We start from the raw sequence: 14,658 nt of genomic DNA, 5'->3' as shown, positions 1-14,658 counted from the left end.
GGTGGAACCTGTCGGCGTGGAAACAATCAGCCCGTCCGAACGCTGGGTGTAAACAAATTCGCCGTTGATAAACACTTCGAATTCAATCATTTGGCCTGCACCGCCGCGCGAGAGCACGACATCGTTGAGCGCGAGCGGGCGTTCGGAACGGCGTTCCATCGCCACTTCGAGCAGGATGCGTTCTTCGGAAAGGTAGCTGCCGCCGAGCATCGCGCCCAAGCCTTCGACCATATTGTCGTGGGAAACCTGGGTCAGGAAACCGAGATGGCCTTGGTTCACGCCGATAACGGGCACTTTGTGCGGGGCAAGTTCGCGGGCGACGGAAAGAAACGTGCCGTCGCCGCCGAGCACGATAACCAAATCGCATTTCAGGCCAAGCGTGGCTTTGGTGATGATTTGGCACAGGGGGATGTCTTCGGCGGCGGCCGTGCCTTCGTTGACGCTGTCCGCGTCGAGATAGATATTGATGCCCGCACCGTGCAGAAACTGAACCAGCGCGTGCAAGGTTTTGCCGATTTCGGGGGTTTGCGGCCGGGTAACGATGCCGATGTTGCGGAATTGACTGTTCATAATCGGAACGCTGTAAGTGGATGTAACGGGCTGATTATAGCGGTTTTTGCGGTGCGGCGGTTTTCAGACGGCCTGAATACGACGACCGCTGGCGGCGGCGGACGGCAACGGTATCGGAACACAGCCCCGTTTTCTTAAACTGCCGCCGTTACAGGCAGATGAAAAACCGTGTCGGTACGGCGTGTAGATTGGATTGGCACCATGCCGCCAACGACCGTTGTTGGCCGACGCAAGCTGCGCTGCCTGTGCGGTTCGACGCATTACCGGAACACAGGCAGAAAAACCGGCGGTGTTTACAGCGGCAAATCCGGAAAAAACCGCGCAAGCGACACTCACGCGGCTGTCTCCGTCAGCCTTCCCGTCCTGCCGCACGCTCGAGCTTGTCCAAGCGCGCTTCCAGCCTGGCCGCATCGTCGCGCAGACGGGCGATTTCGTTCTGCCGCCCGTCGAAATTCTGCCGCGACACCACGGGCGATTCGGGTTCGAGGGCAAACTCGGCCAGCTGCTCCATCAGGCTGCCGCCGATTTTTTTGGCGGTATTGCCCGCAGCGGCGGCACGCGTACCGACGGCATCGGCGGCAGCCGCACCGAACAGCCGTCTGAAATCGGCATCCGCATGGTAGCGCAGGCTGCCGACAACGGGCAGCAGTTCCATGCCCAACGCCGTATCGCCGTCCAGTTCGATGTCCCCGACCCCGGGTGTGCTGCCTTGCAGGATTTTCTGCACGGCGCTGTTGCGGAAGGTAATCACGGCATCGGCATTTGCGCAGGGCGACAGGAAGCCTTCGCTGCCGATGATGCCGCAGATGCGGAATGCGGCGGCGTTCAGGCTCAGGCTTTTTCCGGCATGGGCGGAAAGTTTGCTTTGCGCTTCGGGGTTTTGCGCGATGATGTGGTTCAAAACGGGTATCAGTGCCTGCATCGGCGGTTGTCCTTTTGGAATACGGGCTGTTTACGGCCGGTTTCTGCAAACCGTTCCAACACGGCCCGAAATTTCAGACGGCCTGTTCCGGCAGGCCGTCTGAAAATGTTTGGCACGGCGGTTCAGGCCTTTGCCGACGGCTCTTCCGCGCTTACGGTGCGGTCGAACTCGGCCACGAATCCGGGCAGCAGATACGGGCGCAGCAAGCTGAGCGTGCGGCGGATGCCGCGCTGTTTCGAGTCTTCGGTCAGTTTGGCGCGGCCGCGCAGCGAGCCGTCGAAATCGAACCAGTATTTGGTAATCATCCACATATTGAGCGCCAGGTCGTTCATGGCGGTTTCGTCGGCGCGGATGATGTCGAGGCCGTTGAGTTTGGTCAGCAGTTTGACCAAAAGCGGGGCGACTTTGGCATGCGTGAAATTATTGTGCTCGCCCAAAAGTTCGGCGCTGCGCGCCAGCAAGGTATTGACGTCGCTGAACAGGAAGCGGTATTCCCACATCACATCGTACACGCCCGACATATAGTCCACGGCTTCGGACACGCTCGAAGGCAGCGGGGTATCGTTGAGATAGCCGAACAGCGCTTCGCTGTAACGTTTGAACAGTTGGACGATGATTTCGTCTTTGTTGCGGAAATGGTAGTAGAGGTTGCCCGGGCTGATGCCCAAATGGGCGGCGATGTGGTTGGTGCTGATGTTGCGCTCGCCTTCTTCGTTGAACAGGACGAGGCTGGCGTTGACGATGCGGGTATAGGTGTTGACTTTCGGTTCTTTTGCCACGGCGGGATTCCTTGTCGGGCGTTGTTTTCGGCAGCCGCAAACGCTGCTTCGGCGTTGTTCGGACGGCTCGGATGCGGACGGTAAAATTTTTTCAGACGGCCTCGAATCAAACAGGCCGTCTGAAATGCCCAAGGTTTCCGGTTTGCCGTTGCGATGCCGCATCCGCAAACCTTAAAACCAGTTGGGTTCCGGCTCTAATTCTACCTGAAATCTCTCCGCCACGGTGCGGCAGATGTGCGCCGACAACGCCGCCAAATCGGCGGCAGACGCACGGTTTTTGTTCACCAGCACCAGCGCCTGACGTTCATGCACCGCCGCGCCGCCGATTTGGAAACCTTTCAGACGGCATTGGTCGATGAGCCAGCCCGCAGCGAGTTTGACCGTACCGTCGGGCTGCGGATAGGCGGGCATCTGCGGGTATTGCGCCGCCAAAACCGCCGCCTGCCTTGCATCTACGACAGGGTTCTTGAAAAAGCTGCCCGCATTGCCGAGCACGGCCGGGTCGGGCAGTTTGCTGCGGCGGATTTCGCAGACGGCATCGGCGACTTCCTGCGCCGTCGGTTCGCGGCCGCCGCATTTTCCGGCCACCGTCGCGGCCAAATCGCCGTAGCCGAGCTTGGGAGAAAACTGTTGCTTTAATGCAAATATAACAGCCGTAATCACATACCGCCCCCTGCCCTCCTGTTTGAACAGGCTTTCGCGGTAGGCAAACCGGCAGTCGGCATTGGACAGGGTAACGGGCTGCTCCGTATCCAAATCGAAGCATTCGACGCTGTGAATCAGGTCTTTCACCTCCACCCCGTAGGCACCGATGTTCTGCACGGGCGCAGCGCCGACCGTGCCCGGAATCAGGCTCAGGTTCTCCAAACCGTACCAGCCCCGCGTAATGGCATACTGCACGAAATCATGCCAGTTTTCCCCCGCCTGCGCCTTCACCGTCACCGTGCCGTCCGCACGCGACAGTTCACGGATGCCCTTGTTTCGCACGGCCACCACCAAGCCTTCGTAATCCTTTGAAAACAAAATGTTGCTGCCGCCGCCGAGCCACAAAACCGTTTCACGGTCGAATTCGGGCAGCCTGATTATCTCGGGCAGCTCCGCGGCATCGCCGAGCACGGCGGAATACCGCGCACGCGCAGGCAGGCCGAAGGTATGGAGCGGGGTCAGGTCGGTATTGTGTTGAACTTGCATAGAAACTTTCTTTCTCCGGCCATTCTGTTTTCAGACGGCCTGTGTAGCGGGAAACGGTTCGGGCCGTCTGAAATGCTGCGCCATGCTGCGTCATGCCGTTTCCAATCCACGGAAACAGCGGCAGGAAATATGGTTCAGACGGCCTTTGCCTTCGTATATCTGTATTTGGCTGTGTCCGGTATTTTTCATCATTCCCGCGCAGACGGGAATCCGCGGCGGTTATCCGCAAGCAGACGGACAAACCGGATTACCTTTGGTTGCAAAAATGGGTTTCCGCCTGCGCGGGAACGACGGTACGGCATCACCGACACCGTACAAACAGCCTGCATGGAAAGGCAGGCCGTCTGAAAACGTTAAAACTCTTTGCTGCGCACTTCCAAACACCACACCAAGGCCGCAGCAGCAGCGGTCAGCGACAGCACCAATGCCGTCCAGAAGCCGTAAATGCCCATGCCGAAACCGTCGGCCAGCACATAGCCGGGCAGCAGCCCCAAGCCCCAAAACGCGACGGCATGGATAATCATCGGCGCTTTGGTGGTTTTATAGCCGCGCAACGCGTAGGAAGCGATGCACTGTGTGCAGTCGCTCAGTTGGAATACGGCGGTAAACAGCAAAACCGCCGCGGCAATCGCGGTTACCGCGGCATCGTCGGTATACATCCCCACCAGCGGATAACGCAGGGCAACCAGCAGCAGCGCGGTCATTACCGCCAGCGCCAGCCCCAGCACCAGCGATACGCCCGAAATATAGCGCGCACGCGCATATTCGCGCCGCCCGAGCGAAAAGCCCACGCGCACGGTGGCCGCCGAGCCGACGCTTTGCGGAATCATATAAATGATGCTGGTCAGGCTGATGACCACCTGCTGCGCGGCGACATTGTTTTCCGCATCCGCACCGCCCAAACGCGCCACCAAAAACACGATGCAGGTAAACAGGCTGGCTTCGAGAAAATACGACAAACCGATGGGCGCGCCCAGCTTCCACATCTGCGAAAGCGCGGCGGGATCGGGTTTGGAAAACCGTGCCGTCAGCGCGAAACGGCGGAAATACGGCTCTTTCGCCACGTACAGCCACAACGCCGCCGCGCTGAACCAAAACACCAATGCCGTGGCCAATCCGCAACCGGCACCGCCCAGCGCGGGCAGACCGAATTTGCCGTACACGAATGCGTAGTTGAACGGAATGTTCAGCAGAAAGGCGGCAAAACTCACCAGCATAATCGGACGCGCGCGGTTCAAACTGGAAGCATAGGCATGCAGCGCGCGGTGTATCATCGCTGCCGGCATCGCCAGCGCGGTAAACGCCAGATACTGCGCCATCATCCGTTCCACCCCGGCATCCAAGTCCAGCCAGCTTTGGAACGGCACAATCAGCGCAAACATCAGCAGCATGCCGGCCACGCCCAACGCCAGCCCGAACCACAGCCCCTGCCGCCCCGTTTCGCCGACATCTTCGGCATTGCCCCGGCCGTGCAGCTGGGAAACCAACGGGTTGAGCGCGGTCATGATGCCGATGAAGGTAATGTAGACCGTAGCGAATGCGCCGCTGCCCAACGCCACCGCCGCCAAATCGCCCTTGCCCGCGCCGCCCGCCATCACCGTATCGGTAAAGCCGATGCCTACCTGCGCCACCTGCGCCAGCAGTATCGGCAGCGCCAGCACCGCAAGTTTGCGGGTTTCTTTGGCAAAAACGGGGAAAGAATAGCGGTTGAGGTCGAACAGCATGATGAAGGGTTTTCGGGTAAAGACGTTTTCAGACGGCCTGACGGCAGGCAAGGCGGTATTTTATCGGATAACCGCATACAGCGGGGGCATATCCGCAGCCGTTGCGCCGCATGACGCGTCAGGGCAGTACGGATAATGCGCCGCCCCCGAAGCACCGTCATTCCCGCACAGGCGGAAATCCGTGTTCGTCATCCGGTATTATTGTGCCACACAAATACTTGTGAATATGGGCTACGGATTTCCGCCGGCGCGGGAGTAACGGGAAATCAAAGCATCAACGCAATATCCGGACACAGCTCATGGTGAAAACCGGATTCACGCCTCAGGCATGACCAAACGCAAAGACAAGGCCGTCTGAAAAACTTTTCAGACGGCCTTTGCCCAACCGTTTTTGTTCATTGCCGTTTACTGTCTCCCGTTCAGCCATTGCCATTGGCCGCGCAGGGTGTCGGCCAGGGCTTTCTGTTTTTCCGCTCGGGTAGTCAGCCCGCTGGTCAGCCGTTGGAAATCGATGGTTACGGAAGGGTTTTCTGGCGCGCCGCTGATTTTCAGGGGAACGGGCTTGGCGGCTGTGTTGCGGGCATTGTACACCAGCAAATCTTCCGACAGGGTTTGCGCGGCAAGGTCGGTGTGGCCGCTGCTGACGATGCGCAGGCTGTCGCTTTGCAATTCGGTTCCGCTGTGGCGGCTGATGCCTTTTTCGATGGCGGCATCGAGTACGAAGCTGCGGAACGGGGTTTGCGGGGGACTGCCGTCTGCGGCCGCGGCAACGGCGGTATTGCCGCCGCTTTGCAGGATGCGGTTCATGTCGATGCCTATCCATGCACCGTCGGCCACGTTGAGCCTGAATATCCCGTTCAGGCTGCGGGTCAGCTCGGCACGGCTTGCGCCTTGGGCGGCCAGGTCGATAAAGGCGTTGCCGCTGCCGCTGATGCGGTGGTAGCCGAACAGGTCTTGCAGGAACGGCCGCATTTCCACGCCGGTAACGGTCTGCTGGAAGCGGTAGCGCGGCGGGCTGGTGTTGGCGACGGCGATGCTGCCGACGGCCGTGCCGCCGTAAAGACCCGCGCTGAAATCGGAAAAGCGGATGCCGCTGCGGTCGGCGGCGAACAGGGTTTTGAAGTTGTCGAGTTGCAGCACGGGCGTGTCGAGACTGCCGATTTCGAATTGGACGGCGGTTTCCGGAATGCGCTCTTCGCGCAGCCATGCCGGATAAAGGCTGCCGGAACGGTTTTGCAGGTCACCCCAGTAAGGCGCGAGCGAGAGTTTCTGCAAGGCAACGCCCGCTTCGAGCTTGGGCGCACCGCCGCCACTGTATTTGAGGTTGACGGCGGCAGGCTGGCGGTCGAACAGGCCGGCGAGCTGCGCCTGCAATACGGATTGGCGGTAGTCGAATTTTCCTTCAAACAGGCCGGCAAAACGGGTAGGCGCAGTTCCCTGCTTTTCCTGAAGCGTGGCCAGACGGATGTTGTCGGAACGCAAACCCTTGTCCCGCGCCCACGACAGCGCGCCGGCCAGGGTGGCGGAACTTTGCTGCGTACCGGTTTTGTTGCCCGTGTTGAGTTCGAAATTGCCGACGGTGGCGGTGTCTGCGCCGATAACGGTTTTGTCGAGCGAGAGCGTGCCGTCCCAACGGCTTTCGTCCGTACCTGCGGTAAACGTGCTGCGGAAACTGTTGACGTTCAGACGGCCTGTCTCCCAAAAAACGGACGGGCTTTGAGCGGAAAGGTGGAGGTTGTGGTAGTCGGAATCGACGCGCAGACGCAGGTTGCGGGCATCGGTGCGCGTGCCGCTGCGGTTCAGGCCGGCATCGGCGGCCACAGCGAGTTTGTGGCCGCTGACCTGCGCCACGGCATCCAGATGCAGTTCGGGCACTTGCCAGATGCCGTTTCGGGCGTGCAGCCGCCCCGAAGCGCGCGCCTGCACGGGCGGCATTCCGTCGCGGCGCACTTCGGCGGCGGCTTCAAACGGCCTGCCGTCCGACGCTTCCGCGCGCACGTTGACACCCGCGTTTTGCAGACGGTATTGCCCGTAGGCCGTCTGAATGCCGAACGTGCTGTTTTCGACAATCAGGCGGTTGATGCGGATACTGCCGCCGGCCGACATCATGTCCTGCAGATTCCAAGTGCCGTCGGGACGGAGCGTCAATGCGGCATCGGCATTGCGTACCACCCATTTTTCGATTTCGGTGGCATCGCTGAAAAAATTGCGCCAACTCAGGCCGATTTGGGTTTGCTTGATATAGACGGCGGGGGTGCTGCTGTGCGGCTGGGTCAGCACGACATCGTTGAGCGTGAGCGTCGGACGCGGCAGCAGGCTGCGGCCGATGTTGCCGCCGTAGCGGATGCTGCGCCCGCCCTTTCCTGCCGCCGCCGCAGCGAAACTGCGGATGCGCTCTTCGCTGAAAACATAGTGCAGCGCGGCATACAGCCCGCCCGCCGCCAACGCGGCGGCAAGCGTGCCGAAGCAGGCGGTTTTCAGCCAGAATTTTCCCGAATGCAGCAGATTTTTCATGAGGGGCGGTGTCAGTCGAAAACAGGCGCAAAGTATAGCACAGGCCGTCTGAAAGCGGATTCCGCGCAGACCGGACGGATACCCGAGCCGTCGGGCGGTACGGGCATGGGAAACCGGTTTGGAAAAGCGTCAGCCGCCGCTTTTTAAGTTTGAGCAAACGGATGGCGGCAGCAGAAACACCCCTAGCCGTTAACGTTTGTCTGCGGCAACCGGCCTTATTGCCGAACCGTAAGGCATCCGTGCGCCGCAAACCGTACTTTCAGACGGCCTTCATGGCGGATACCGCCGTCTGAAAACCTTTTCCGGCACAACAGCCGTACAAACCGTTTTCACCGCACGCCGTTGCCGACCCCGCCCAGCCATATTGCCAAACCGCAAGACATCCGTCCGCCGCAAACCGGGTTTTCAGACGGCCTTCATGCGGATACCGCTGTCTGAAAACCCTTTCCGGCACAACAGCCGCACCAACCGTTTTCACCGCACGCCGTCGCCGCACGCCGCCCTGTTTCGTGCCGTTCCGTATCGAAAAATAAGCCGATTTGCTATATATTGGCGGAAAAATCCGCTTCAGGAGCCAGACATGATTATCGTGATGCAGAAACAGGCCGCGCCCGAAGCCGTGGCGCGCGTGGTCGAAACCATCCGTTCGCGGGGTTTGCAGGAACACATTTCGCGCGGCGAAGAACGCACCATCATCGGTGCCGTCGGCGACGAGCGTGTATTCGATGCCAACGAACTCGAAACCCTGCCCGGCGTGGAACGCGCCATCCGCGTACTGAACGACTGGCGCATCATCAGCCGCGAAGCACAGCCGGAAGACAGCGTGATTACCGTGCGCGGCGTGGCGTTCGGCGGCGGCAGGATGCTCGACATCGCCGCCGCGCCCGAACGCGCCGCCCGGGCCGACGCCGTGTTTACCGACCCGTTTTACCTGCCCGCCAAACCCTACGCGGGTACGGTTTCGGGCAGCGAAGCGGAACAAATCCGGGCCATGCGGGACGAACTTGCCCGCTGCCACGCCGCAGGCAGGCCCGTGCTCGTGCGCATCCGCGACGTGCGGCAAATCGAAGCCGCGCTCGATGCCGAAGCCGATATCCTGTATCTCGGCGGCGAACTGATGAGCAACCGCGCCCTGCAGGACGAAGTAGGCCGTCTGAATACGCCCGTGGTCGTGTGCAAAGACAAACACCACCGTGCCGACGACTGGCTGGTCGCCGCCGAACACATCGCCGTGCGCGGCAACCACCACATCATTCTCGGCGAAGCGGGCACGCTCAGTTTCGAGCCGGAACACACCTACCGTCTCGATACCGACGCCGTCGTGCGCGTGCGCCGCACCAGCCACCTGCCCGTTATCGCCAACATCTCCCGCCTGTGGCACAACGATATGCCGCAGGAAATCCTCTACCGTCTGGCCGAAGCGGCGGGTGTGAACGGCGTGGTCAGCAGCTTGCGCTAACGCCGCCGAACCTGCGGGACACGGCGCAACCGCAGGAATGAAAGAATGCGGCCGTTTTCCCCTGCTCTGCCGCAACAGCCGCCCCGCATCGGGCAAGGCCGTCTGAAAAAGGTTTTTCAGACGGCCTCCTTTATCTGTTAACAAGTTGTAAAATCTTATTTTAAAGAAGCATTTTCCGCTTATGCCGCCGTGCAGGCAGCGGGATTTTCGTTTACAATCCCATTCGTTTGACAAGTAGAAAAACCGAACAATAACGACACCGAAAAAGAAGGAATCCTTTGTGCGTAAAACCACCCGCTATGCCGTCGCACTGACCGCCGTTTCCGCCGCCCTTTTGGGCGGCTGCGACAAACTCGACAATTTCTTCTCCAAAGACAAAGCGCCCTCGGAAGAAAGTCTGGTGCAGAAAATCGCGCCGAAAAACGGCGACACCGTGCCGATGCTGCTGCCCGACTTCACCAAACTGGTGGAATCCGAAGGGCAAACCGTGGTCAACATTCAGGCGGCCGCACCCAAGCCCGCTTCCCAAGCGCAAAACGGCGGTGAAAACGGCATGGATTTAAGCCAGTTCCCCGAAAACGACCCGTTTTACGAATTTTTCAAACGCCTTGTACCGAATGTTCCGGAAATGCCCCAGCAGGACGAAGACCGGGGCGAGCTGAATTTCGGTTCGGGCTTCATCATCAGCACTGACGGCTACATCCTGACCAACACCCATGTGGTGCAGAACATGGGGCAGATTAAAGTATTGCTCAACGACAAGCGCGAATACACGGCCAAACTCATCGGCTCCGACCAGCAGTCGGACGTCGCCCTGCTGAAAATCGAAGCCAAAGGCCTGCCCGTCGTGAAAATCGGCAATGCCAAAGATTTGAAACCGGGCGAATGGGTGGCCGCCATCGGTGCGCCGTTCGGCTTCGACAACAGCGTAACCGCGGGCATCGTATCCGCCAAAGGCCGCAGCCTGCCGAACGAAAACTACACGCCGTTCATCCAAACCGACGTCGCCATCAACCCGGGCAACTCGGGCGGCCCGCTGTTCAACCTCAAAGGCCAGGTGGTCGGCATCAATTCGCAGATTTACAGCCGCAGCGGCGGCTTCATGGGCATTTCGTTCGCCATCCCGATCGACGTGGCCATCAACGTGGCCGACCAGCTCAAAGCCAGCGGCAAAGTGCAGCGCGGACAGCTCGGCGTGATTATCCAGGAAGTTTCCTACAGCCTCGCCCAATCGTTCGGCCTCGACAAGGCCAGCGGCGCGCTGATTACCAAAGTGCTGCCCAACGGCCCCGCTTCGCAGGCCGGTTTGCAGGTGGGCGACATCGTGCGCAGCGTCAACGGCGAAGAAGTGCGCACATCCAGCGACCTGCCCGTCATGGTCGGCGCAATCGCCCCGGGCAAAACCGTGGAATTGGGCGTGTGGCGCAAAGGGAAAGAAAGCAAAATCACCGTGAAACTCGGTGCCGCCAACAACAGTCAAGAGTTAGGGCAGGCAGATCCGCAAAACCCGCCGCCCGCCGCCGACAGCCCGTCGTTTAAAGTCGAACAGGCCGGACTGGTCTTGCAGAGCCGTGCCAACAACGGCGTGAAACGTCTGGTGGTAACCGCCGTTAGCGGCGCGGCCGAACGTGCGGGCATTATGCGCGGCGATGAAATTCTGGCCGTGAGCCAGATTCAGGTGCAGGACGAAGCCTCTTTCCGCAGCGCGCTCGAAGCCGCCGGCAAAAACGTACCCGTTTTGGTGCAGCGCGGTTCCGACGAACTGTTTTTGGCATTGAACCTGCCGTAACGGGCGGTTCGGCCGTACCGGTTTCCATCCACTTTCAGACGGCCTGTGCAGTAAAGCAGGCCGTCTGAAAACGTCAGGGCAGGCCGATGCCTTTATTGATGACCGTGCCAATGCAACCTCCACCCATGCCCGCCGGCGTGTATTGAAGCATCGGCCGAAGGTTGGCCTAACGCCATAACCGCAATACTTCCCAAACCGTATCACACACATTTTTCAGACGGCCTGCCCGAACAGGCCGTCTGAAAACCCACCAACCCGATTCCGAAGGAACCGAACACATGACCCGACCCCACCTTCCGCGCGGCCCCATCATGGCCGACGTTGCCGCCTTTCATCTGACCGACGAAGAAAAAATACGCCTGGCCGATCCGTCAATCGGCGGCGTGATCCTGTTCCGCCGCAACTTTGAAAACGTCGCCCAGCTCAAAGAGCTGGTACAGGAAATCAAAGCCGTGCGCACGCCCGAACTCGTCATCGCCGTCGACCACGAAGGCGGCCGCGTGCAGCGTTTTATCGACGGCTTCACCCGCCTGCCCGCGATGAGCGTGTTGGGCGACATATGGGACAGCGAAGGCCCCGCAGCGGCCAAACAAAAAGCAGAACAGGTCGGCTGGGTGCTGGCGGCCGAACTTTCCGCCTGCGGCATCGATTTGTCGTTTACCCCCGTGCTCGATTTGGGCTGGGGACAATGCGCCGTCATCGGCAACCGCAGCTTCCACCAAAGTGCGGAAATCGTGTCCGAACTCGCGCTGGCGCTGCAAAAAGGTCTGAACCGAGGCGGCATGAAAACCTGCGGCAAACACTTTCCCGGCCACGGCTTCGTCGAAGGCGACAGCCATCACACCCTGCCCTGCGACGAACGCGGTTTGAAGGAACTCGAAGCCGCCGACATCGTACCGTTCCGCAAACTCAGCGCGGCAGGCATGGCCGCCGTGATGCCCGCCCATGTAGTGTATCCGAAAGTCGATGCCCTGCCCGCCGGTTTCTCGAAAAAATGGCTGAAAGACATCCTGCGCAGCGACATCGGCTTCAACGGCGTGATTTTTTCCGACGACCTGACCATGGAAGGCGCGGTTAGCGCAGGCGGCATCAAAGAGCGTGCCAACCTGTCGTTTGAAGCGGGCTGCGACATCGTGCTCGTGTGCAACCGCCCCGATTTGGTGGACGAACTGCGCGACGGCTTTGCCATGCCCGAAAATCCCGAGCTGGCCTCGCGTTGGCAATACATGGCCAACATGCTTACCCCCGCCGAAGCCGCCGCAATGGCGGAAACCGCCGAATTCAAAGCCGCACAGAAACTGACCGCATCGCTGGCCACGCCGAAAGATTTGGCAAACGGTGTGAAAGTGGGCGAAGCATTTTGATTTTCAGACGGCCTTCAGACGGCCTGATGCCGTTACGGTAATACGGCACAATTTGACTGAAGGCCGTCTGAACATGCACGGACGGGATTCATTGCAGCAAATGCCAATCCGATTTGGCCATTAACCATGCCCGCCCATATTCTAAAGTACCTTACCCGACACCGTTTTTCCCCACCCCAATACCAATGCACAGCCACCCGCAGGCGGCTGATTCAGACGGCCTTTGTTTTGAGGTGGTTATTGTTGGTTTCAACACACAGCCGCCTGAAGGCGGCTGACGTATTTCGCCAACTCTTTAGAAGCGTTGGCCGTCTCAACACACAACGGCTTGAAAAGATATATCTTTTCAAGCCGTTTTCCATCTATATTGAACCCGATGCGGCGGATTAACTTTAACGCAATGGATACCCCCGTTACCGTCATTCCCGCGCAGGCGGGAATCCCAGCCTTAAGTTTCAGAAACTTTTCGTATTCGTGTGGCGGTGAATATTCACTCCGGTGCACGAGAATGACGGAGTGCACAGCACGGAACAAATCCGCATACCGTACAAAACAAACCGGCAAGCCGTGCAACCCACAACCGGTTTTTCAAACCGACTTCCGTCAGTCAATCAAGTTTTCTCTTGATATTTCCGCAAGATACAGCCGATACCCAAACCCACGGCAGACAATCCCCATAACACACCATCCAACAATCAGGCCGTCTGAAAACTTTTTCAGACGGCCTTGCTTTGAACCGTTCGCACCGCAACCGGCAATGCGGCTGCAAGATAACGGGCTTATTGGGCAGCGCGTTTCACTTCGGTCTGGAAGCCGACTTTCGGGATACCCGCTTCTTTGACGGTTTCGAGTGCTTTGGCAACAAAATCGTACTCCACCGATTTATCGGCGTTGATGGCGATGATTACATCGGGATTTTCCGCCTGCGCCTGTTTCAGGCCTGTTTCAAGCTGCTCGAGCGTCAGTTTGGCGGTGGAATCGGCACCGAGTACATAGCCGCCCGAAGCGTCGATGCTTAGGTTCACCACATTTTTCCGGTCGGGTTTTTCAGCTTTTTTCGCTGCTTTTTCCGAAGCGGTCGGCAGTTCCAACGGAATCGAATGCGTCAGCACGGGCATGGTAATCATGAAGACAATCATCAGCACCAGCATCACGTCCACCAAGGGGGTAACGTTGATGTCGGCCATCGGCGCGTCTTCGCCGCCGGAATTCATCGAACCGAATGCCATGGTTTAATCCTTTTTGTTCAAAAGCTGCACATGCAGGTCGTGGGCGAACGCGTCCATATCCTGCGCCAGGGTTTTATTGCCGCGAATCAGGAAGTTGTAGGCCAGCACAGCGGGAATGGCGACGGCCAGACCCGCTGCGGTGGCGACAAGCGCCTCACCGATCGGGCCTGCCACGGCGGCAATGCTCATCTGACCGCTTTCGCCGATGTTGATCAACGCATGGTAAATCCCCCAAACCGTACCGAACAGGCCGACAAACGGAGCCGTTGCACCGATGGACGCCAACGCGGTCATGCCGCCGTCGAAGCGGCGCATAATCTGGCTCATGCTGCTGCGGATTTGGGTAACCAGATATTCGTTGAGCGGCACGGAATTGGCCAAGGTGGTATGGTTGCTTTGATGATAGTGCGAAAAGGCTTTGGATGCTTCTTTAGCCAAATCGCTCATCGGCGACTCGATGGAAGCCGTTTTCTGCAGGGCTTCGTCAAAAGAAACGGAATGCCACAGCGCGTTTTTGGCGGCAGAGTTGCCCTTTTTGGCCTTATGCAGTTTTACGGCGCGGATAACGATCACGCTCCAAGTAACAATGCTCATCAGCAGCAGCAAGATGGACACGCCGTAGAGTACGGGATCGCCTGAGTTAATGATGTGGTCTAACATGGGAATCGGGTCTTTCAAAAATAAACAAGGGAAAACCATGTCCGCAGCACTCGGGCGGGAAACTCCCGAACGCATCGGACGGAAAATCTCGGCGGCTTTGTCAGGCCGTCTGAAAAAATACTGTATCTGTTCAGGCGGTTTCCGCCGCCTTACCGCCATCGTTCCAACCACGCCGTAAAAAGGCGGCACGCCGCTTTGGGCGGGATAACAGCACTTTAAATCACAGCCTGAACAGCTTGGAAACGGCAAACATTTTTTTATTCGGCGGTGTTTGCAAAAAACGTTGGGACGTATTTGCATGTAATGTTGATTGGCAGGCATCGCCCACAACCGTTATTCCCGTGCAGACAGAAATCCGCAACACATCCACAACCAAATGAAAAAAACGGTTTCTTAAATTCAAGGCCGTATTTTGGATGATGATTAACGTTTACTTCCGTCATTCCCGCTCAGACGG

Annotated in this window: 12 protein-coding genes; 4 read left to right on the top strand and 8 right to left on the bottom strand. The window is 58.8% G+C overall.

Annotated elements, in window-relative coordinates; all coding sequences use genetic code 11:
• The 6 genes from ACEYDX_RS06875 to ACEYDX_RS06850 all read right to left on the bottom strand — a co-directional run.
• A partial coding sequence (locus ACEYDX_RS06875) for an NAD(+)/NADH kinase (RefSeq protein ID WP_373741277.1) occupies window positions 1-570 on the bottom strand: 570 nt, incomplete at its 3' end.
• 349 nt (window positions 571-919) lie between these two features.
• Entirely contained in the window at window positions 920-1,492 is a 573-nt protein-coding gene (locus tag ACEYDX_RS06870) for an SCP2 domain-containing protein (protein WP_373741276.1), read from the bottom strand.
• 122 nt (window positions 1,493-1,614) lie between these two features.
• Window positions 1,615-2,433: a TetR/AcrR family transcriptional regulator gene (locus tag ACEYDX_RS06865; RefSeq protein WP_373741275.1), complete on the bottom strand. Its 819-nt coding sequence runs from the start codon at window positions 2,431-2,433 to the stop codon at window positions 1,615-1,617.
• A gap of 9 nt (window positions 2,434-2,442) precedes the next feature.
• The gene (murB, locus tag ACEYDX_RS06860) at window positions 2,443-3,462 is read right to left on the bottom strand and encodes a UDP-N-acetylmuramate dehydrogenase (RefSeq protein ID WP_373741274.1); all 1,020 of its coding nucleotides are present in this window, start codon (window positions 3,460-3,462) and stop codon (window positions 2,443-2,445) included.
• Between the two features lie 353 nt (window positions 3,463-3,815).
• Complete coding sequence (locus ACEYDX_RS06855) at window positions 3,816-5,186, bottom strand: MATE family efflux transporter (protein ID WP_373741280.1); 1,371 nt, start codon at window positions 5,184-5,186, stop codon at window positions 3,816-3,818.
• Between the two features lie 405 nt (window positions 5,187-5,591).
• Entirely contained in the window at window positions 5,592-7,700 is a 2,109-nt protein-coding gene (locus tag ACEYDX_RS06850) for an AsmA family protein (protein WP_373741273.1), read from the bottom strand.
• 580 nt (window positions 7,701-8,280) lie between these two features.
• Here ACEYDX_RS06850 and ACEYDX_RS06845 point away from each other — a divergent pair.
• The 3 genes from ACEYDX_RS06845 (at window position 8,281) to nagZ (ending at window position 12,312) form a co-directional block, all read left to right on the top strand.
• Window positions 8,281-9,159: a chorismate mutase gene (locus ACEYDX_RS06845; RefSeq protein ID WP_373741272.1), complete on the top strand. Its 879-nt coding sequence runs from the start codon at window positions 8,281-8,283 to the stop codon at window positions 9,157-9,159.
• 280 nt (window positions 9,160-9,439) lie between these two features.
• A complete protein-coding gene (locus tag ACEYDX_RS06840) occupies window positions 9,440-10,948 on the top strand; it encodes a DegQ family serine endoprotease (protein ID WP_373741271.1) in 1,509 nt (502 codons plus the stop codon).
• Between the two features lie 278 nt (window positions 10,949-11,226).
• Window positions 11,227-12,312, top strand: coding sequence for a beta-N-acetylhexosaminidase (gene nagZ, locus ACEYDX_RS06835; protein WP_373741270.1), 1,086 nt, complete (start codon window positions 11,227-11,229; stop codon window positions 12,310-12,312).
• Between the two features lie 779 nt (window positions 12,313-13,091).
• On the opposite strand, the gene ACEYDX_RS06830 is transcribed toward nagZ, so the two are convergent.
• Both ACEYDX_RS06830 and ACEYDX_RS06825 read right to left on the bottom strand, forming a co-directional pair.
• Window positions 13,092-13,541, bottom strand: a complete 450-nt coding sequence (locus ACEYDX_RS06830; protein WP_373741269.1) for an ExbD/TolR family protein — start codon at window positions 13,539-13,541, stop codon at window positions 13,092-13,094.
• 3 nt (window positions 13,542-13,544) lie between these two features.
• Complete coding sequence (locus tag ACEYDX_RS06825) at window positions 13,545-14,201, bottom strand: MotA/TolQ/ExbB proton channel family protein (RefSeq protein ID WP_373741268.1); 657 nt, start codon at window positions 14,199-14,201, stop codon at window positions 13,545-13,547.
• A 37-nt stretch (window positions 14,202-14,238) separates the two neighbouring features.
• On the opposite strand from ACEYDX_RS06825, the gene ACEYDX_RS06820 reads away from it, so the two are divergent.
• A complete protein-coding gene (locus ACEYDX_RS06820) occupies window positions 14,239-14,379 on the top strand; it encodes a hypothetical protein (RefSeq protein WP_373741267.1) in 141 nt (46 codons plus the stop codon).
• Window positions 14,380-14,658 lie beyond the last annotated feature (279 nt).

The organism is Neisseria sp. (assembly GCF_041804105.1).
GTDB lineage: Bacteria > Pseudomonadota > Gammaproteobacteria > Burkholderiales > Neisseriaceae > Neisseria.
The sequence above is the reverse complement of the archived record's forward strand: the minus strand, read 5'-3'. Positions and strand labels throughout refer to the sequence as shown.

Excerpts from the sequence above, each read along its gene's own strand:
- nagZ (WP_373741270.1), top strand. The coding sequence starts at position 11,227 with ATGACCCGACCCCACCTTCCGCGCGGCCCCATCATGGCCGACGTTGCC.
- ACEYDX_RS06830 (WP_373741269.1), bottom strand. The coding sequence starts at position 13,541 with ATGGCATTCGGTTCGATGAATTCCGGCGGCGAAGACGCGCCGATGGCC.
- ACEYDX_RS06850 (WP_373741273.1), bottom strand. The coding sequence starts at position 7,700 with ATGAAAAATCTGCTGCATTCGGGAAAATTCTGGCTGAAAACCGCCTGC.
- ACEYDX_RS06870 (WP_373741276.1), bottom strand. The coding sequence starts at position 1,492 with ATGCAGGCACTGATACCCGTTTTGAACCACATCATCGCGCAAAACCCC.
- ACEYDX_RS06855 (WP_373741280.1), bottom strand. The coding sequence starts at position 5,186 with ATGCTGTTCGACCTCAACCGCTATTCTTTCCCCGTTTTTGCCAAAGAA.
- ACEYDX_RS06865 (WP_373741275.1), bottom strand. The coding sequence starts at position 2,433 with ATGCGGCATCGCAACGGCAAACCGGAAACCTTGGGCATTTCAGACGGC.
- ACEYDX_RS06825 (WP_373741268.1), bottom strand. The coding sequence starts at position 14,201 with ATGTTAGACCACATCATTAACTCAGGCGATCCCGTACTCTACGGCGTG.
- ACEYDX_RS06820 (WP_373741267.1), top strand. The coding sequence starts at position 14,239 with ATGTCCGCAGCACTCGGGCGGGAAACTCCCGAACGCATCGGACGGAAA.
- murB (WP_373741274.1), bottom strand. The coding sequence starts at position 3,462 with ATGCAAGTTCAACACAATACCGACCTGACCCCGCTCCATACCTTCGGC.
- ACEYDX_RS06845 (WP_373741272.1), top strand. The coding sequence starts at position 8,281 with ATGATTATCGTGATGCAGAAACAGGCCGCGCCCGAAGCCGTGGCGCGC.